Source organism: Streptomyces sp. NPDC037389, assembly GCF_040636475.1.
Taxonomy (GTDB): Bacteria; Actinomycetota; Actinomycetes; order Streptomycetales; family Streptomycetaceae; genus Streptomyces; species Streptomyces hesseae.
Genome location: NZ_JBEZUS010000008.1, coordinates 141,232 through 159,069, shown reverse-complemented (window position 1 = coordinate 159,069; position 17,838 = coordinate 141,232). Strand labels below are relative to the sequence as shown.

At 72.1% G+C, this 17,838-nt stretch carries 17 protein-coding genes and 1 pseudogene; 9 read left to right on the top strand and 9 right to left on the bottom strand.

The annotated features are described in order from the left end of the window. Positions 1–14 precede the first annotated feature (14 nt). Both AB0E98_RS19455 and AB0E98_RS19450 read left to right on the top strand, forming a co-directional pair. A complete protein-coding gene (locus tag AB0E98_RS19455; RefSeq protein ID WP_361703995.1) occupies positions 15–2,720 on the top strand; it encodes an alpha/beta fold hydrolase in 2,706 nt (901 codons plus the stop codon). Then, positions 2,717–3,577, top strand: coding sequence for an ABC transporter permease subunit (locus AB0E98_RS19450; protein ID WP_361703993.1), 861 nt, complete (start codon positions 2,717–2,719; stop codon positions 3,575–3,577). The genes AB0E98_RS19455 and AB0E98_RS19450 overlap by 4 nt, the downstream gene beginning before the upstream one ends. Here AB0E98_RS19450 and AB0E98_RS19445 read toward each other — a convergent pair whose 3' ends face one another. From AB0E98_RS19445 to AB0E98_RS19435, 3 genes are all read right to left on the bottom strand, one after another. Further along, positions 3,578–4,045, bottom strand: coding sequence for a flavodoxin family protein (locus tag AB0E98_RS19445; protein ID WP_361703990.1), 468 nt, complete (start codon positions 4,043–4,045; stop codon positions 3,578–3,580). Positions 4,046–4,153: 108 nt separating this feature from the next. Next, complete coding sequence (locus tag AB0E98_RS19440; RefSeq protein ID WP_361703987.1) at positions 4,154–5,071, bottom strand: SDR family oxidoreductase; 918 nt, start codon at positions 5,069–5,071, stop codon at positions 4,154–4,156. Beyond that, positions 5,068–5,892 (bottom strand): SDR family oxidoreductase, encoded by an 825-nt coding sequence (locus AB0E98_RS19435; RefSeq protein WP_361703984.1) that lies wholly within the window; start codon positions 5,890–5,892, stop codon positions 5,068–5,070. The genes AB0E98_RS19440 and AB0E98_RS19435 overlap by 4 nt, the downstream gene beginning before the upstream one ends. An 82-nt stretch (positions 5,893–5,974) precedes the next feature. Here AB0E98_RS19435 and AB0E98_RS19430 point away from each other — a divergent pair, with 82 nt between their 5' ends. From AB0E98_RS19430 to AB0E98_RS19405, 6 genes and pseudogenes are all read left to right on the top strand, one after another. Then, positions 5,975–6,736: an enoyl-CoA hydratase family protein gene (locus AB0E98_RS19430; RefSeq protein WP_361703981.1), complete on the top strand. Its 762-nt coding sequence runs from the start codon at positions 5,975–5,977 to the stop codon at positions 6,734–6,736. Then, positions 6,733–7,602, top strand: a complete 870-nt coding sequence (locus AB0E98_RS19425) for a CoA-transferase (protein ID WP_361703979.1) — start codon at positions 6,733–6,735, stop codon at positions 7,600–7,602. The genes AB0E98_RS19430 and AB0E98_RS19425 overlap by 4 nt, the downstream gene beginning before the upstream one ends. Then, positions 7,599–8,351 (top strand): CoA-transferase, encoded by a 753-nt coding sequence (locus AB0E98_RS19420; RefSeq protein WP_361703976.1) that lies wholly within the window; start codon positions 7,599–7,601, stop codon positions 8,349–8,351. The genes AB0E98_RS19425 and AB0E98_RS19420 overlap by 4 nt, the downstream gene beginning before the upstream one ends. Positions 8,352–8,364: 13 nt before the next feature. Then, on the top strand, positions 8,365–9,441 hold the full coding sequence (locus AB0E98_RS19415) for a nitronate monooxygenase (protein ID WP_361703974.1): 1,077 nt from the start codon (positions 8,365–8,367) through the stop codon (positions 9,439–9,441). Beyond that, positions 9,438–10,304 carry a hypothetical protein gene (locus AB0E98_RS19410; RefSeq protein WP_361703973.1) on the top strand — a complete coding sequence of 289 codons (867 nt, stop codon included), beginning with the start codon at positions 9,438–9,440 and terminating at the stop codon, positions 10,302–10,304. The genes AB0E98_RS19415 and AB0E98_RS19410 overlap by 4 nt, the downstream gene beginning before the upstream one ends. A 181-nt stretch (positions 10,305–10,485) precedes the next feature. Beyond that, positions 10,486–11,222, top strand: a pseudogene (locus AB0E98_RS19405) (transposase). Between the two features lie 142 nt (positions 11,223–11,364). On the opposite strand, the gene AB0E98_RS19400 reads toward AB0E98_RS19405, so the two are convergent. From AB0E98_RS19400 to AB0E98_RS19375, 6 genes are all read right to left on the bottom strand, one after another. Continuing rightward, positions 11,365–11,715 (bottom strand): hypothetical protein, encoded by a 351-nt coding sequence (locus tag AB0E98_RS19400; protein WP_361703970.1) that lies wholly within the window; start codon positions 11,713–11,715, stop codon positions 11,365–11,367. A 247-nt stretch (positions 11,716–11,962) separates the two neighbouring features. Further along, positions 11,963–12,136: a hypothetical protein gene (locus AB0E98_RS19395; protein WP_361703969.1), complete on the bottom strand. Its 174-nt coding sequence runs from the start codon at positions 12,134–12,136 to the stop codon at positions 11,963–11,965. Between the two features lie 222 nt (positions 12,137–12,358). After that, positions 12,359–13,474, bottom strand: coding sequence for a helix-turn-helix transcriptional regulator (locus tag AB0E98_RS19390; protein ID WP_361703966.1), 1,116 nt, complete (start codon positions 13,472–13,474; stop codon positions 12,359–12,361). An 842-nt stretch (positions 13,475–14,316) separates the two neighbouring features. After that, positions 14,317–15,474 carry an acetyl-CoA C-acetyltransferase gene (locus AB0E98_RS19385; RefSeq protein WP_361703964.1) on the bottom strand — a complete coding sequence of 386 codons (1,158 nt, stop codon included), beginning with the start codon at positions 15,472–15,474 and terminating at the stop codon, positions 14,317–14,319. 8 nt (positions 15,475–15,482) lie between these two features. Continuing rightward, a complete protein-coding gene (locus AB0E98_RS19380) occupies positions 15,483–16,091 on the bottom strand; it encodes a TetR/AcrR family transcriptional regulator (RefSeq protein ID WP_361703962.1) in 609 nt (202 codons plus the stop codon). A gap of 30 nt (positions 16,092–16,121) precedes the next feature. Beyond that, positions 16,122–16,922, bottom strand: a complete 801-nt coding sequence (locus AB0E98_RS19375; protein ID WP_361703960.1) for an SDR family oxidoreductase — start codon at positions 16,920–16,922, stop codon at positions 16,122–16,124. A gap of 45 nt (positions 16,923–16,967) precedes the next feature. Here AB0E98_RS19375 and AB0E98_RS19370 point away from each other — a divergent pair, with 45 nt between their 5' ends. Further along, on the top strand, positions 16,968–17,834 hold the full coding sequence (locus AB0E98_RS19370) for an enoyl-CoA hydratase (RefSeq protein WP_361703957.1): 867 nt from the start codon (positions 16,968–16,970) through the stop codon (positions 17,832–17,834). The last annotated feature ends 4 nt before the right edge of the window (positions 17,835–17,838 follow it).

Below are 17,838 nucleotides of genomic sequence, written 5' to 3'. Positions count from 1 at the left end.
CTTAGCATTCGAACATGAAGCTGCGTCTCCCCCGCCCGCGCGGGCGGCGGCTGTTCGCCGCCGTGGCCGCGGTCGTCGTGCTCGGTGGTGCCGGCACCTGGACGGTCGCCTCGGCCACCGGCGGCGATCCTCCCGTACACCGCGAGGACCGGTCGATCGCCATGCCCGAGGGTCCGGGCGGGGGCGAGGACACCGTCCGGATCGACACGTCCTTCTTCACGTCCGGACCCGCCGGCGAGCGCCGCCCGGCGGTACTGCTCGCGCACGGCTTCGGCGGCAGCAAGGACGACCTCCGGCCCGAGGCGGAGGAGCTGGCCCGTTCCGGCTACGCCGTGCTGACGTGGTCCGCGCGCGGTTTCGGGCACTCCACCGGCCGGATCGGCCTCAACGACCCGGACCGGGAGGTCGCCGACGTCAGCCGCCTGATCGACTGGCTGGCCCGGCGCCCCGAGGTGCGCCTCGACGCGGCCGGGGACCCTCGGGTCGGCATCGCGGGCGGCTCGTACGGCGGTGCGATCGCGCTGCTGGCCGCCGGGTACGACAAGCGCGTCGACGCCATCGCCCCGCAGATCACCTACTGGAACCTCGCCGACTCCCTCTTCCCCGGCGACGTCTTCAAGAAGCTCTGGGCCGGCATCTTCTTCACCACCGGTGCCACCTCCGCCACCTCCGGCAGCGCCACGACCAACCGTCCGGGCCCCTCCGGCTGCGGGCGGTTCGAGCGGAGCCTGTGCGAGATGTACGAGCGGGTGGCCGTCGCCGGAAAGCCGGACGCGGAGGCGCGGAAGCTGCTGGAGCTCCGCAGTCCCTCCGCCGTCGCGGACCGCGTCAAGGTGCCCGCCCTCATCGTCCAGGGGCAGAACGACTCCCTCTTCCCCCTCGACCAGTCCGACGCCGCCGCAACCGCCATCCGCCGCAACGGAGCGCCCGTGGCCGTCGACTGGATCGCCGGCGGGCACGACACCGGCGTCGCGAACGAGCAGGACCGGATCGGGCAGCGCACACGCGCGTGGTTCGACCGCTATCTCAAGGGCGACGAGGCCACGGACACCGGACCGGCCTTCCGCGTCAGCCGAGCCGGCGGCATCGACACCACCGACGGCAAGACACGGCTGCGCGCGGCGACCGGGGACCGCTACCCCGGGCTGCGATCCGACGCGCGGGCCGTACCCCTGACCGGCCGCGCGCAGTCCTTCGCCAACCCCGCGGGCGCCGCTCCCCCGGCCGTCTCCGCCGTGCCCGGCGTCGGGGGCGGCCTGTCCCAGCTGTCGGGGCTCGGCCTCGGGGTGTCCCTCGACTTCCCCGGCCAGTACGCCCGTTTCGACTCCGCCCCGCTGACCGAGGGCGTCCGCGTCACCGGTACGCCGACCGCGAGGGTGAAGGTCGCCTCCGACACCGGTGAGGCGGTCCTCTTCGCCAAGGTCTACGACGTCGGCCCCGGCGGTCAGCAGCAGCTGCCCGGCCAGCTCGTGGCCCCGCTGCGCGTCGACGACGCGCAGGACGGCAGAACGGTCGAGCTGCGACTGCCCGCGATCGACCACACCTTCGAGGCCGGCCACCGGATGCGGCTCGTGCTCTCCGCCACCGACCTCGGCTACGCGTCACCCGTGCGCCCCGCCGCCTACACCGTCTCCCTCACGGACGGCGGGCTGAGCGTCCCGACCGCCCCCGGCGTCCGGACCGGCTCGGCCGGCCTGCCGTGGTGGACGTGGGGGCTGCCGGCCGGCGGTGTGCTCGTGGCGGCGGCCCTGCTGCTCACCGGGCGGCGCCGCACCACCGCCACCGCGCCCGACCCGGCGCTGGCCGACGTACCGCTGCGGATCGCCGGGCTGAGCAAGCGGTACGCGGGGTCGGCGGACCGGTACGCCGTGCGCGACCTGTCGTTCCAGGTCGAACGAGGGCAGGTCCTCGGGCTGCTGGGGCCCAACGGCGCCGGCAAGACCACGACGCTGCGCATGCTCATGGGCCTCATCCGGCCCGACGCCGGGGAGATCCGGGTCTTCGGGCACGCGATCAGGCCGGGCTCGCCCGTGCTGTCGCGGGTCGGCGCGTTCGTCGAGGGCGCGGGCTTCCTGCCGCACCTGTCGGGACGGGCCAACCTGGACCTGTACTGGCGGGCCACCGGCCGTCCCGCCGAGGACGCCCGCCTGGAGGAGGCCCTGGAGATCGCCGGGCTGGGCTCCGCGCTGGACCGGGCCGTCCGCACGTACTCCCAGGGCATGCGGCAGCGCCTCGCGATCGCCCAGGCCATGCTGGGCCTGCCGGATCTGCTGATCCTCGACGAGCCGGCCAACGGGCTGGACCCGCCGCAGATCCGGGAGATGCGGGAGGTGATGATCCGTTACGCGGCGGCCGGCCGCACGGTGATCGTCTCCAGCCATCTCCTCGCCGAGGTCGAGCAGTCCTGCACCCATCTGGTCGTCATGGACCGGGGGCGGCTGGTCGGCGCCGGTGCGGTCTCGGAGATCGTCGGCTCGGGCGACACCCTGCTGGTGGGCGTCGAGGGCCGGCTGTCGGAGGTGACGGTGGACAAGGTGGCCGCCCTGCCCGGCGTGGCCTCGGCCGTATGGGCCGACGAGGGGCTGCTGGTGCGGCTCGACGGCGCGACCGTGCCGGAACTGCTGGTGGAACTGGTCCGGCTGGAGGTGCCCGTGGCGAGCGTGGGCCCGCACCGGCGGCTGGAGGACGCGTTCCTGACCCTGATCGGAGGCTCCGCGTGAGCAGCACCACGGCCGTCGAATCCGCGCCCGGCTACCGGGCCGGCCGCACCCTGCCGCTGCGCGTGGAGGCGGCGCGGCAGCTGCGGCGCCGCCGCACACTGGTGATGGGCGCAGTGCTCGCGGTGCTGCCGTTCGTCCTGATCGCGGCCTTCGCGATCGGCGGCGACCGCCAGGGCCGCGACGGGCGGGTGACCCTGATGGACACCGCCACCGCCTCCGGCGCGAACTTCGCCGCCACCGCGCTGTTCGTCTCGGCGGGCTTCCTGCTGGTGGTGCCGGTGGCGCTGTTCTGCGGTGACTCGGTTGCCTCGGAGGCGAGCTGGTCGTCGTTGCGGTACCTGCTGGCCGCGCCCGTGCCGCGCGCCCGGCTGCTGTGGGCCAAGCTGGCCGTGGCGCTGGCCTTCAGCGCGGCGGCGATGGTGCTGCTGCCGCTGGTGGCGCTCGTGGCGGGCACGGCCGCCTACGGCTGGGGACCGTTGCGGATCCCCACCGGGGGCTCCCTGGACGCGGGCACGGCGACGGGCCGGCTGGCCCTCTGCGTGGCCTTCGTCTTCGTCGGCCAGCTGGTGACGGCGGCGCTGGCGTTCTGGCTGTCGACGGTCACGGACGCGCCGCTGGGCGCGGTGGGCGGCGCGATGGGCCTCACGATCGTCGGCAACGTCCTCGACGCGGTCACGGCGCTGGGCGACTGGCGGGACCTGCTGCCGGCCCACTGGCAGTACGCGTGGGCCGACGCGCTCCAGCCGCACCCGGAGTACGGCGGGATGGTGAAGGGGACGGCGGTGTCGGTCGCGTACGCGGTGGTGTTCTTCGCGCTGGCGTTCCGGCACTTCCGGGGCAAGGACGTGGTGTCCTGATCAGGACAGTGCCCTGACCCTCAGCCCTTCGGCGAACGCCCGCGCCGCCTCCAGGTCGGAGGCGTCGGGCCGTCCCTTCTTGATACCGCCGACGAGATTGAACGGGAGCGAGGTGTCGTACCCCCGGCACTGGAAGGTGTCGCTCACGTCGAAGCCCTTTTCCTCCAGAAGCCGCGCGAGGGAGCGGGTGTGGGGCCGGAACGGCGGTTCGGGCAGTCCGCTGGTGGTGAAGACGAACGCCTTGCGGTACCGGCCCTCCGGCAGCGACTCGGCGAACCGGCGCAGCCGTGGGTGGACGTTCTGCGTGAAGATGCCCGAGCCGAATCCCACCAGGTCGTAGGCGGCGAGCTCCGCCACGTCGACCTGTTCGGGCTCGACGACCCGGGCCTCCAGTACCCGGCCCATGACGTCGGCGATCCTCTTCGTGTTGCCGTGGGACACGGAAGTGCACACGATGACGGTCCTCATGATGACGCTCCTTTCATTTCGGTCTCGCACCATGGGGACACCGCCCGGGCGACGGGCGTGACAGGCCGGGGATGTGGCGGTGATCACAGCGGGAGCGCCGGTGGCGGGCTACCCCGGCGGGGCCCCGTACACCGGTCCCTCCGCCCGGGCCCGTGCCAGCAACCCTCGTACCGCCTTCCCCGCTTCCCCCGGTGTCCAGCGGTCGCCCTTGTCGGTCGTGGGGCCCGGGTGCCAGCCCTCCATGACCGTGATGCGGCCTGCCTCCGCCTCGAAGACCCGGCCTGTGACGCCGGTCGCGTCCGTCGAGGACAGCCAGACCACGAGCGGTGAGACGTTGGCCGGGGCCATCGCGTCGAATCCGTCGTCCTCCGGCGCGGCCATCGCCTCCGCGAAGACCCGCTCGGTCATCCGGGTGCGGGCCGCCGGGGCGACGGCGTTGACCTGGACGCCGTAGCGGGCCAGTTCGGCGGCGGCCACGAGGGTGAGGCCGACGACGCCGGCCTTGGCGGCGGCGTAGTTGGCCTGGCCGACGCCGCCCAGCAGGCCCGCGCCGGACGTGGTGTTGACGACGCGGGCCTCGGGCGTACGCCCCTCCTTGGCCCGCGCCCGCCAGTGTGCGGCGGCGTGGCGCAGCGTGAGGAAGTGGCCCTTGAGGTGGACGCGAATGACCGCGTCCCAGTCGTCCTCGCCGAGGTTGACGAGCATGCGGTCCCGTAGGAACCCCGCGTTGTTGACGAGCACGTCGAGGCGTCCGTACGTCTCCAGGGCGGTGGTGACGAGCGAGCGAGCGCCCTCGTCGGTGGCGATGTCGCCGCCGTGGGCGACGGCTTCGCCGCCTCGGGCGCGGATCTCCTCGACGACCAGCCGGGCGGGGTCCGCCGAGGCGCCCTCCCCGCCGGGTCCCGCGCCCAGGTCGTTGACGACGACCCTGGCGCCCTCGGCGGCGAGCGCCAGCGCGTGGGCGCGGCCGAGGCCCCGGCCGGCGCCGGTGACGACGGCGACCCGTCCCGCGCAGATCCCGGTCATGTCGTCCCTCCGTGTGCCGCCGCGAGGAAGGCCGGTGCCTCGCCGCCGCCGTGGACGAGGAGGCCGGCCCCGGTGACGTAGGCGGCCCGGTCCGAGGCGAGGAAGACGGCGGCCTCGCCGATCTCGTCGGGCTCGGCGAGCCGCCCCGCCGGTACGGTCCGGCCGACGGCGGCGAGGCCCGCGTCGCCGCCGTAGTGCGCCCGCGCGGCCGGGGTGCCGACCATGCCGAGGACGAGGGTGTTGACCCGGATGTGCGGGGCCCACTCGACGGCCATGGTGCGGGCCAGGTTCTCCAGTCCGGCCTTGGCGGCGCCGTAGGCGGCGGTGCCGGGCGAGGGGCGGGTGCCGCTGACGCTGCCGATCATCACGATCGCGCCGGCCGTCCCCTGCTGCGGGCCGGGCCGCGTCCGCAGCAGGGGACGGGCGGCGAGCGAGACGGCGAGGGGTACGAGGAGGTTGAGCTCCAGGATCCGGACGTGCCGGGCCGCGTCCGTCGCGTCGAGCGGCCGGTGGGGCGTGCCGCCGGCGTTGTTGACGAGGACGTCGAGCCGGCCGTACTCGGCGGCGAGCCAGGTGAAAACCTCCTGAACAGCCGCTGATTCCCTGAGATCCGCGCTGTGGAAGCGGGCCGTCCGCCCCGCCGCCGCGACCGGCTCGTCGGGCGGCCGGCGGGCGCACACCACGACGTCCGCGCCCGTGCGCAGGAAGGCCCGCGCGATGCCCGCGCCCACGCCCCGGGTGCCGCCGGTGACGAGAACGACCCGGCGGCCGTCGGGACCGGCACTCCGATCGCCCGCCCCGGGGCCGGGAGTTCCGCTCATGCACGCCTCCCCCAGCGAACGGTCCGCTGCTACCGTCGACAACGGACCGATACCTAACAAACGTTTGGTGGAAAGGTAGCCGATGGGCATCTCCACCGCACGCCCCGAACCGGGCATCGCCGTCGTCACCGTGGACGTCCCGCCCGTCAACGCCCTGCCCGTACGCGGCTGGTACGCGCTGGCGGACGCCCTCCGCACGGCGGGCTCCGACCCGGACACCCGCTGTGTTCTGCTCACCGCCGCCGGACGCGGCTTCAACGCCGGTGTCGATCTGAAGGAGTTGAGCGGCACACCGGGTCACCAGGCTCTCGTCGACGTCAACCATGCCTGCGCCGAGGCCTTTTCCGCCGTCTATGACTGTCCCGTCCCGGTCGTCGCCGCCGTGCACGGCCACTGTCTCGGCGGCGGCGTCGGTCTCGTGGGCAACGCCGACGCGGTCGTCGCCTCCGACGACGCGGTGTTCGGGCTGCCCGAGCTCGACCGGGGCGCGCTGGGCGCCGCCACCCACCTCTCCCGTCTCGTGCCCCAGCATCTGATGCGCACCCTCTTCTACACCTCGCGCACCGTCACGGCCGCCGAGCTGCACCGGCACGGCTCGGTCTGGCGCGTCACACCCCGGGCCGGGCTCGCCGGGGCGGCCCTGGAGCTGGCGCGGGAGATCGCGGCGAAGGACGGCGCGCTGCTGCGCATGGCCAAGGCCGCGCTCAACGGCATCGACCCCGTCGACGTCCGCCGGGGCTACCGCTACGAACAGGGCTTCACCTTCGAGGCCGCCCTCAGCGGCGTCGGCGACCGGCATCGCGCCGCCTTCGTAGCCGGCCGACCCGGAAGGGAGCGGATATGACGGCCGACAAGAGGATGACCGCCGACGAAGCCGTGGCCCGGCTGACGGACGGCATGACGATCGGCATCGGCGGCTGGGGGTCGCGCCGCAAACCGATGGCGCTGGTCAGGGCCGTGTTACGGGCAGGGCTGACCGATCTGACCGTCGTCTCCTACGGCGGCCCCGACATCGGCCTGCTGACGGCGGCGGGCCGGATCCGCAAGCTGGTGACGGCCTTCGTCTCCCTCGACTCGATCCCCCTCGAACCGCACTTCCGCGCCGCCCGGCAGCGGGGCGCCCTGGAGCTGGTGGAGCTCGACGAGTCGATGGTGATGTGGGGCCTGACGGCCGCCGCGCACCGGCTGCCGTTCCTGCCCGTGCGGGCGGGGCTCGGCTCGGACGTCATGACGCTGAACCCGGAGCTGCGGACGGTCACCTCGCCGTACGAGGACGGAGAGGAGCTGGTCGCCGTGCCCGCGCTCGCCCTCGACGCGGCCCTGGTCCACCTCAACCGCGCGGACGCGCGCGGCAACGCCCAGTACCTGGGCCCGGACCCGTACTTCGACGACCTGTTCTGCGAGGCGGCCAAGGAGGCGTACGTCTCCTGCGAACGGATCGTCGGCAGCGAGGAGTTCGCGGACGGGGGCGAGCCGCAGACGCTGCTCGTCCAGCGGCACTGCGTGACCGGGGTCGTCGAGGCGCCGGGCGGCGCGCACTTCACCTCGTGCGTGCCGGACTACGGGCGCGACGAGGCGTTCCAGGCGGCCTACGCACGAGCGGCGGCGGACCCGGCGGCCTGGCGGGAGTTCGTGGCGCGTTTCCTGTCCGGCGACGAGGACGAGTACCGGGCGGCGGTCGAAGCGGCGCGTGGACGGGAGGCGTCTTGAGCGCGAGCAGGGCGGAAATCTGTGTCGTCGCCTGCGCGGAGGCCTGGCGCGGCGACGGGGAGATCCTGGCGAGCCCGATGGGCACGGTCCCCACGATCGGCGCCCGGCTGGCGCGGCTGACGTTCGCCCCGGAGCTGCTGCTGACGGACGGCGAGGCGATGCTGATCGCCGATGTCCCGGCGCTGGGCCGCACGGCGCGGGTGGTCGAGGGCTGGCTGCCGTTCCGCCGCCATCTGGCGCTGGTCACCGGCGGCAGACGGCATGTGATGATGGGCGCGAGCCAGCTCGACCGGCACGGCAACCAGAACATCAGCCGCATCGGCGACGCGCGCCGCCCCGACCGGCAGCTGCTGGGCGTGCGCGGCGCGCCCGTCAACACGTTGAATCATCCGGTCAGTTACTGGATCCCCCGGCACTCCCCCCGGGTCCTGGTCGAGCGCGTCGACATGGTCTGCGGCGTCGGCTACGACCGGGCGGCCGCCGCCGGGCCCGCCGCCACGCGCTTCCACGGCGTCCGGCGCGTGGTCACCGATCTCGCGGTGCTGGACTTCGAGACGCCGGACCGCACGCTACGGGTCCGCTCGCTGCACCCCGGCGTCACGGCCGAGGAGGTACGGGCGGCCACGGGCTTCCCCCTCGACGTACCGGCGGACGTGCCGCGCACGCGGCAGCCGACGGCGGACGAGCTGCGGCTGATCCGGGAGGTCGTCGACCCGGACGGCCTGCGCGACCGCGAGGTACGGGCGTGAGGACGGTACGGGCATGAGGACGGCGCTCACGGACCTCGTGGGCGTCCGGCACCCCGTCGTACAGGCCGGCATGGGCTGGGTGGCGGGCCCCCGGCTGGTGACGGCCGTCGCCACCGCCGGAGGCCTGGGCATCCTGGGCTCGGCCACCATGACGCCGGAGCGGCTGCGAGCCGCTGTCCGGGAGGTGAAGTCCCGTACCGACCGGCCCTTCGGCGTCAATCTGCGCGCGGACGCGGGCGACGCCGCCGAACGCGTCGCGATCCTGGTGGCGGAGGGGGTGCGGGTGGCGTCGTTCGCGCTGGCCCCCTCGCGGGAGCTGATCGCCCGGCTCAAGGACGCGGGCGTGGTCGTCATCCCCTCCGTCGGCGCCCGGCGGCACGCCGAGAAGGTCGCGGCGTGGGGAGCGGACGCCGTGATCGTGCAGGGCGGCGAGGGCGGCGGCCACACGGGCGAGGTCGCGACGTCGGTGCTGCTGCCGCAGGTCGTCGACGCGGTCGGCATACCGGTCGTCGCGGCGGGCGGCTTCCGCGACGGCCGGGGCCTGGTCGCCGCCCTCGCCTACGGGGCGGCGGGCATCGCCATGGGCACCCGGTTCCTGCTCACGGCGGACAGCACGGTCCCGGCGGCCGTGAAGGCCGCGTACCTCGCCGCGTCCGTCAAGGACGTCACCGTCACCGACCGCGTCGACGGCCTCCCCCACCGGATGCTGCGCACCCCCTTCGTCACGGGGCTGGAGCGCGCGGGCCGGGCGGTCTCGCTCGTCCGGGCCGTACGGCACGCGGCGTCCTTCCGGGCGCTGTCGGGGATGACGTGGGGGCAAATGCTGCGCGACGGGCGGGCCCTGCGGCACGGCGGGGAACTCGGCTGGGGTCAGGTGCTGCTGGCAGCGAACACACCGATGCTGCTGAAGGCGGCGATGGTCGACGGCCGTACGGACCTGGGGGTGATGGCAGCCGGGCAGGTGGCGGGGGTCATCGAGGACCTGCCGTCGTGCGCGGCGCTGATCGAACGGATCATGGCGGAGGCGGAGGAGGTGCTGCGAGGATTGGGCCGCCAGTTGGCGGATGATCGAAGGAGGTCGGGGCAATGAACGACACGGCGTACACGACCGACGCGGTGGCCCGCGAAATGTGGAAGCTCTACGAACCCGTCCACGCCGTCACCTACTTCGCCCCGGAGGCGCTGACCGCCTTCGAGGAGGCGGGCCTGCGCGGCTGGCGGCGCGGCTACTTCGCCGGCCGGGCGGCACCGCTCGGGCCGGTGGGCCCGGAGCCGGTCGCGGCGGCGTTCTTCGGCTTCGCGCCGGGGACTGTCGCCCGGGCGCTGCCGTCGGTATGGGACATCACTCCGCCAGCGCGGGCCCTGAAGATCCGGCGCGCGGGAGCGAGGGCGGCGCTGGAACGGCTGCTGGCGGGCCAGGAGAAGGAGGCGGTGCGGGCGGGTGGGTTGCTCGCCGACGTCGCGCGGGGCCTGGACCACGGCGGGCGCATCCTGTCCGCCGCGCACGCGGCACTTGCTTGGCCCGACGACCCTCTTGAGCGCCTGTGGCACGCGGCGACGCTGCTGCGCGAGCACCGGGGCGACGGCCATGTGGCGGCCCTCGTCGCCGCCGGGCTCGACGGCTGCGAGGCGCTGGTGCTGCGCTCGGGCATCGACGTGCCGCGCTCGGAGCTCCAGCCCTACCGGGGCTGGACGGATGAGGAGTGGGAGGCGGCGGGGGCACGGCTGGTGGCGCGGGGGTTGCTCGGGGTGGACGGGGTGGCTACGCGGGACGGGCGGGATCTCTTGGCGTCCGTCGAGGAGGCGACGGACTTGGCGGCGGGGCGGGTGTGGGCGGAGTCCGGGCCCGGCCCCGAGGAACTGGGCCCGCTGCTCGCGCCGTTGGCGCGGGCATGCGCGGTGGCGCTGCGCTTCCCCAACCCGATCGGGTTGCCGCGGGGTGGGCAGGGGTGAGGAGGCCACGCTCCCGCCCGTTCACCGTTTGCACATCTGGGCAGCCGACGGCAAAGGGGGCGACCATGCCTCGACCCTCATACGCCGCCCCGCACTCGACTACAGCGACACCGAGACCTTCGAGACCCTCCGCCGCCACCAGGGCTTCGGTGGCCAGGCAGTCTCCGACGCGAAGCTACGGATGGCCCCTCTACGCCAGTTCCAGCGTCTGGTGCGGGCCGTCCATCGCGAGGGCGGCCGGGCCCTGGACCCGGGCCGGCCGGGCCGTCCGTGGGCGCCGGCGCTGGAGGACCGGGTCCTGCTGGTGGCGATGTACTGCCGCACCAACCTCACCATGCGCCAGCTCGCCCCGCTGTTCGGGATCTCCCCGGCGGCCGTAGGCAGGGTCATCAGCCGGCACAGGCCGCTGCTGGTCCTGGCTCGGGGCAAGCGCAAACCCGGGCGCCACCACGTCCTCGTCGTGGACGGCACGCTGGTGCCCACCCGGGACCGCACCGTGTCCGCCTCGTCGAAGAACTGCCGCTACTCGGCAAATCTCCAGGTACTGGTCAAGGCGGAGACCAGGGCTGTCCTGGCCGTCGGTCTGCCGCTGCCGGGCAACCGTAACGACTGCACCGCTTTCACCGAGTCCGGCATCAAGGACGCCTGCGGCACAGCGACCGTCCTTGCCGACGGCGGCTATCAGGGCACCGGGGTACTCATGCCGCATCGCCGTCAGGCCGGACAGGACCGGCTCGGCTGCCTGTCTGGAAAGAGCGGCACAACGCCTCGCACCGACGGGTCCGGGCCCGGGTCGAGCACGTTTTTGCCCGCAGGAAGAACTGGAAGATTCTCCGCGACTGCCGCCTGAAGGGTGACGGTGTCTTCTGGGCTACCAGCGGCGTCGCCCGCATGCACAACCTTGCCTTGGCCGGCTGACCGGTGGTGCGGACGGGGAACTGTCCGACTGCGGTGTGGTCGCGTCGCCGACTGGTGCCGTGTCCGTATTCGGCCAGACCGCCCACCGGCAAGCGACAGCCCTGGTGTGGTCCCGGCCGGGACCACACCAGGGCTGTCAGGGTCAGCCGTTGAAATAGAAGGAGGCGAAATGCGGTTCGTCTGGTTTGCTCGTTCCATCCCCCAGGATGAACTTGCTGCCCCCGCAGCCGCGCTTGGTGAAGAGCTGGACCACCCTGTCAGTACGGTTGTTGGGCGCAAACGCGAACTCAGCCGTCTTGTTCGCCACTTCCGTGATGTCGGTACACTTGGTAGTCGTCAGATCGTCCAGAGTTACTGTTTCCTGCGTACCGTTCGCGTCGGTGTACGAGTAGGTGAAGGTTCCGGAGATATCGGCGGAGGCGGAGCCGGGGATGGCGAGGAGCAGTGCCAGCGCGGCAGCGGCAGCGGTGGTGATGGTGCGCAGTTGGGGCAAGTCGGGGTCCTCACGTGGCAGGGACTTGCTCGGACATCACCGGACTGCCCGGCGGAGTTCCCTGCCAACCGCCGCTTCACCCGAACGAGAGATGGCGAACATTCCTCTGCCCCGGCTCGGAGCGTCCCTGGTCAGGTGCCACCTTCCACCACAACGGGACGACCGCCTGACCGTAGGACAGGACGGCCGTCACGAGACGTCGTGGCAGGGGCAAGGAGGCGAGATGGCCCCTGCCAGGTGCCGACTTTTACAGACCGCCGGTGAGGTTGCCGACAGCGGTCTCGACCCCTGTGACCGCGTTCTGGACCGTGGCGACGACAGAAGCGACGGTGGTGGAGGCGGCATCGGCCGCAGAGGCGGGTGTGGCGAGGACGCCGAGGAGCGCGACGGTTCCCAGGAATACGGAAGCGATACGACGCATGAGGAAGTGCCTTTCGACGACGGTAGGTTGGCGCTCATGTCGGCAACCGGGTCAAGTCGCACCCCCACTGCCCAAACCGCTGACCAGGCATGCGCCACTCACCCGAACGAGAAGACACAGAAACGATTCTCTGCCCGCCGAAGCGCCCCGCCCCTCGGTACCTGCCGGACATCGTCAGAGCCCCTACAACACCAGGCCGCCAACCCAGTTACGAGACAAACTTTAGGTGGCCGGCATCTCACGCGCCAGATCCAACAGCCATTGAGGGGAATTTGATGCGCGAGAAATTTCGCGTACCGTTGCCCGCAACCTGCGTCGACTTCGCCCAGAAGTGACATTTTCAAGTAGTGGAGGAAGCGAGAGCAGAGTCGACTCGCATTGCCGCCATGAGCGCCCAGATACATAAGACGCAAGTAGAGCGACGCTGTAATAAAGGATTACACGCCTGTTTGAGTCGCTCTCAATGGCAAGTTCGAGAGCACGTTGCAATTTCGGGACTGCCGCACTGGGCTCGCCAAGGGCTATAAATGCCTCACCTTCATGTCCCGAGAGCTCGCGGTCATCGACCCACCACGTCCATGATGGATCGCGAGTCGTGATCGAATCTGCCAATGCGCTTCTTGCGGCTGCAAACTCCTTCAAAGCGCCCTGCCGATTCCCCGTATCTGCAAGCGCCCGTGCCTTTCGGATGCGTGCGAGAAGCGCCACACGGGGAGGAATTCGGGAATCAGTAAGAAATTCCTCCGCGATGCGAAGTGATTCGCCCGGCCGCTGATGCTCGATCCCGTGCATAGAGAGCATATCCAGGGCAAACCAGCTCATCGGTTTGTCTCCGGCATGCCGCGCCAGCATGTGTGACTCAAGGAATGCCGAGCGTGATTCCTGTTGCTGACCTGCGTCGAACAGCAGCCAACCGGAAATTTCGGCGACTTCAGCCACAGTGGATAGATACTCTGATTGGGCATTATCGGGAACTGAGCCACTGTCCAAGCGCTTTTGGCCGGCCCGCCAAATCTGTACAGCGGCTTGCGCAACTGCATCGCCACCGTATCTGTTGTCGTGGTCGAGCAGACAGCCAATGGTGGCTCGCATGTGTTCGATATCCGCCTCGGGCCCAGTCACACCGCCAGACCTGCTCGACACCACGACGGCGGTCAACGCCCCGTCAGTACCGAGAAGATCGTCAAGTGCCGCTGCGAGTTGCTCGGACGGCTGCTGCTTACCGTTCAGCACCCGGGACAAGTAGGCGGGATCGTAACTCAGTTCGCGTGCGGCGGCTCTCATGGTCATGCCCTTGGCCGCCAGTGCAGCTCGCACACGGGAAGCGAAGTCGTTCATGACAACTCCAAGGTGTTGACCAGCGCCCTCCGCAGAATAGTCAACGCCAGTCAACTCCCGCGATGGGTTTGGGATCCGGTACTCATAACTAGCTCAAGCCCCGGCGACCGCGCGACCGGCCCCGGGGCGTGGCCAACGCTTCGAAGGAGCGTCGACATGCGCAACTCTAGCTCTCGGTGGACCGGATGGCTGAGGAAGCTCCTCGGCTTGGGCCTACACGCCCCCATCAACGCCCCCACGCCCCGCCCGCTGCCCCCGCCGCCCAACCTCACCAGGCACCACCGCTCACCCGTCCCCCAGGACTACCAGTGGGTTCCCTTCCGAGGCAACGACGGCGGCGAGTACGTGCTGATCGCCACCGTCCACGGCCTCAGCATCGCACCCTTCCAGGGACGTTGCCGGTGCCGGCCCCGGCGTCGGTGTCGTACGCGCGCATCCACGTTATGCAGACCTGCCGCCTGCGAGCTGTCCGGCATTGCGCCGGACCGGACGGTGGCCGGACCTCTGATCAGCGTCTCCGACGGCACCTCCCGGGCCCGGTGACACCACCCCCCAGGTCATGCCTTCGACAGGGGGGAACAGTCATGCCGGGCCCGGAGGCCAGCGGCCCTCTTGCAGGACCGCGAAGAAGATAACGGGGGACCCCGGGTCGCCCGGGCCCCACTGAGTTGGGGGCCCGGGCTTCTTCACGCTCTGCAGTCGTCACCGAATGAGCGGAGCGGGTACATATCAGGTCAGACCTGGAATCTTATCCCTATTCTCCCGCTTCTGAAGGGGCTCCGCCCCCTCGCACCCCGTTTCGCGCTGACGCGCGGTGTCCTCAAACGCCGGACAGGCTGATTTCACACCCGCTCCACCACCGTCACGTTCGCCTGCCCACCCCCCTCACACATCACCTGCAACCCGAATCGTCCGCCCATCCGCTCCAGCTCCGCCACAAGCGTCGTCATCAGCCTCGCCCCCGTCGCCCCCAGCGGGTGCCCGAGCGCTATCGCGCCGCCGTTGACGTTGACGCGGTCCGGGTCGGCGCCGGTCTCCTTGAGCCACGCCAGGACCACAGGGGCGAAGGCCTCGTTGACCTCGAAGAGGTCGATGTCGGCCACGTTCAGACCCGACCGGCGCAGCGCGTGGGCCGTCGCCGGGATGGGGGCGGTGAGCATGCGGATGGGGTCCTCGCCGCGGGCGGAGAGGTGGTGGATCCGGGCGCGGGGGGTCAGCCCGTGGTCGTGGACGGCGCGTTCGTTCGCGATCAGCAGGGCCGCCGCGCCGTCCGAGACCTGGGAGGAGACGGCGGCGGTGATCCGCCCGCCGGGGACGACGGGCTTGAGGGCGGCCATGCGGTCGAGGGACGTGTCGCGGCGCGGGCCCTCGTCGGCGATCACGTCCCCGTACGGCACGGTCTCCCGGGTGAAGCGGCCCTCGTCGGCGGCGCGCACCGCCCGTTCGTGGGAGCGGAGCGCGTACTCCTCCATCGCCTCCCGGGTGATGCCCCACTGGTCGGCGACGAGTTCCGCGCCGTGGAACTGGTTGACGGGCCGGTCGCCGTAGCGGGCCCGCCAGCCGTGGGAGCCTGCGAAGGGGCCGTGCGTGAGGCCGAGGGGTTCGACGGCGCGGTGGAAGGCGTAGCCGATGGGGATCTGCGACATGCTCTGGGTGCCGCCCGCCACGACGAGGTCCTGGGTGCCGGAGAGCACGGCCTGGGCGGCGAAGTGGACGGCCTGCTGGCCCGAGCCGCACTGCCGGTCGACGGTGACGCCGGGGACCTCCTCAGGGAGGCCGGCGGCGAGCCAGCTGGTGCGGGCGATGTCCCCGGCCTGCGGCCCGACGGTGTCGAGGCAGCCGAGGACGACGTCGTCGACGGCCGCCGGGTCGACGCCCGTGCGCCGGATGAGTTCGGCGATGACGTGGGCGCCCAGGTCGGCGGGGTGGGCGGTGGCGAGGGCGCCGCCGCGGCGGCCGACGGGGGTGCGTACCGCTTCGACGATGAACGCTTCGGCCATGACGACTCCTAGGGTCGTGGGGCTCGTGGGGCGATGCCGTCCAGGACCATGGACAGGTACTGCCGGGAGATCTCCTCCGGGGTGTGCGTCCCGCCGGGCCGGTACCAGGACGCGGCCACCCAGACGGTGTCGCGCAGGAAGCGGTAGGCGAGGCGGATGTCGAGGTCGGCGCGGAAGGCCCGGTCGGCCACGCCGCGCCGGAGGACGCCCAGCCACATCTCCTCGAACTTCCGCCGGGAGTCGGCGAGGTAGGAGAAGCGGGGGCTCCCGGCGAGGTGCGGGGTCTCCTTCTGGTAGAGGGCGACCGCCGCGCGGTGGCGGTCGATCTCGCGGAAGGACTCGGTGACGAGCTCCGTGACGGTCTCGCGGGGGCCGAGCCCGGCGGCGAGCACGGCGTCGTAGCGGGCCCACAGGTCGTCGAGGAAGCCGGTGAGGATCTCGTCGAGCATCGACTCCTTGGAGTCGAAGTGGTAGTAGAGGCTTCCGGCGAGCATGCCCGCCTCGTCGGCGATCCGGCGGACGGTGGTGGCCCGGTAGCCGTGCTCGGCGAACACCTCGGCGGCCCGGGCGAGCAGTTCCGCACGACGTGCGGGGGTGGTCTTTTTGCTGGTCGGCACGGTGCCATTCTCGTTCATGCGCGCTGTCATTCACGCGCGCTGGCTGCTGACCGCGACGGTCTCCCCGGTCATGTACGAGGAGTAGTCGCTGGCGAGGAAGACGATGACGTTGGCGACCTCCCAGGGTTGGGCCGCCCGCCCGAACGCCTCCCGTTCCGCCAGCCGTTCCAGCAGCTCCGGGGTGGTGACCCGGGCGAGGTGGGGGTGGGCGGCGAGACTCGGGGCGACGGCGTTGACGCGTACGCCGTGGTCGGCGGCCTCCAGGGCCGCGCAGCGGGTGAGGGCCATGACGCCGGCCTTGGCGGCGGCGTAGTGGGCCTGGCCGCGCTGGGCGCGCCAGCCCAGGACGGAGGCGTTGTTGACGACGGCGCCGCCGGTGCCGCGTGCCCGCATGCGGCGCAGGGCGGCGCGGGTGCAGCGGAAGGTGCCGGTGAGGGTGGTGTCGAGGACTCGGTGCCACTGTTCGTCGGTCATGTCGGCGAGGTCGGCGGTGCCGCCGAGGCCGGCGTTGTTGACGAGGACGTCGAGGGTTCCGTGGCGTTCCTCGGCGAGGTCGAGGAGGGCGGCGATGTGGGCCTCGTCGGTGACGTCGCAGGGCGTCCCGGCGACGCGGTCCGCGCCGAACTCCTCGGCGAGCTCCGCCACCACGTGTGCGAGACGGGGCGCGTGGGCGTCGCCCAGGACCACGCCGGCGCCCTCCTCCAGGAAGCGGCGGGCGGTGGCGCCGCCGATGCCGGTGCCCGCGGCGGCGGTGATGACGGCGGTACGCCCGGTCAGCAGGTCGTGGCCGGGTGGCGGGGGCGGCGGGCCGGAGCTCTCGACGCTGCTCATGGCCCCACGCTAACCTACCAAACACTTGTTAGGGAAGGATGGTTGATGACCGCTGACCCGACCACTGACCCTGTCGCGGAACCCGTCGTGCGCTATGAGCGCGACGGCCTCGTCGCGACGGTCACCATGAACCGGCCCGCGTACCGCAACGCGCAGAACTCCGCGATGACCTACGCCCTGGACACGGCCTTCTCCGAGGCGGCGGCCGACGACGACGTCCGGGTCGTCGTCCTGGCCGGGGCGGGCGAGCACTTCTCGGCGGGGCACGACATCGGGTCGCCCGGCCGTGACGCGCATCTGCCGTTCCCCCGCCGGGCCGGGCTGTGGTGGGACCACTCCGGCAAGTCCGGCGCCGAGCAGCGCTTCGCCCGGGAGTCCGAGGTGTACCTCGGGATGTGCCGGCGCTGGCGCGAGCTGCCCAAGCCGCTGATCGCGAGCGTGCAAGGGGCGTGCGTGGCGGGCGGGTTGATGCTGGCCTGGGTGTGCGATCTGATCGTGGCGAGCGAGGACGCGTTCTTCGCCGACCCGGTCGTACGGATGGGCGTCCCCGGAGTCGAGTACTTCGCCCACCCGTGGGTGATGCCGCCCCGGATCGCCAAGGAACTCCTCTACACCGGCGACCGGATGAGCGCGCGGCGCGCGTACGAGGTGGGGATGGTCAACCGTGTGGTGCCACGGGACGGGCTGGCCGCCGAGACCCTCGCCCTGGCCGGGCGGATCGCCCGGATGCCCCGGATGGGCCTGGCGCTGACGAAACGGGCGGTCAACCAGGCCGAGGACCTCCAGGGGCTCCACAGCGGCCTGGACTCGGCCTTCGCCCTCCACCACCTCGCGCACGCGCACAACGCGGAGACGTCCGGCGATCAGCTCGCGGGGATGGACGCCAGAAGCATGAGAGCGGAGTCCTCATGAGAGC

Coding starts and splice junctions, on each gene's coding strand:
- AB0E98_RS19440 (WP_361703987.1), bottom strand. CDS start 5,071: ATGACCGGGATCTGCGCGGGACGGGTCGCCGTCGTCACCGGCGCCGGC.
- AB0E98_RS19385 (WP_361703964.1), bottom strand. CDS start 15,474: ATGGCCGAAGCGTTCATCGTCGAAGCGGTACGCACCCCCGTCGGCCGC.
- AB0E98_RS19390 (WP_361703966.1), bottom strand. CDS start 13,474: ATGAACGACTTCGCTTCCCGTGTGCGAGCTGCACTGGCGGCCAAGGGC.
- AB0E98_RS19410 (WP_361703973.1), top strand. CDS start 9,438: ATGAACGACACGGCGTACACGACCGACGCGGTGGCCCGCGAAATGTGG.
- AB0E98_RS19415 (WP_361703974.1), top strand. CDS start 8,365: ATGAGGACGGCGCTCACGGACCTCGTGGGCGTCCGGCACCCCGTCGTA.
- AB0E98_RS19425 (WP_361703979.1), top strand. CDS start 6,733: ATGACGGCCGACAAGAGGATGACCGCCGACGAAGCCGTGGCCCGGCTG.
- AB0E98_RS19430 (WP_361703981.1), top strand. CDS start 5,975: ATGGGCATCTCCACCGCACGCCCCGAACCGGGCATCGCCGTCGTCACC.
- AB0E98_RS19435 (WP_361703984.1), bottom strand. CDS start 5,892: ATGAGCGGAACTCCCGGCCCCGGGGCGGGCGATCGGAGTGCCGGTCCC.
- AB0E98_RS19395 (WP_361703969.1), bottom strand. CDS start 12,136: ATGCGTCGTATCGCTTCCGTATTCCTGGGAACCGTCGCGCTCCTCGGC.
- AB0E98_RS19445 (WP_361703990.1), bottom strand. CDS start 4,045: ATGAGGACCGTCATCGTGTGCACTTCCGTGTCCCACGGCAACACGAAG.
- AB0E98_RS19375 (WP_361703960.1), bottom strand. CDS start 16,922: ATGAGCAGCGTCGAGAGCTCCGGCCCGCCGCCCCCGCCACCCGGCCAC.
- AB0E98_RS19370 (WP_361703957.1), top strand. CDS start 16,968: ATGACCGCTGACCCGACCACTGACCCTGTCGCGGAACCCGTCGTGCGC.
- AB0E98_RS19455 (WP_361703995.1), top strand. CDS start 15: ATGAAGCTGCGTCTCCCCCGCCCGCGCGGGCGGCGGCTGTTCGCCGCC.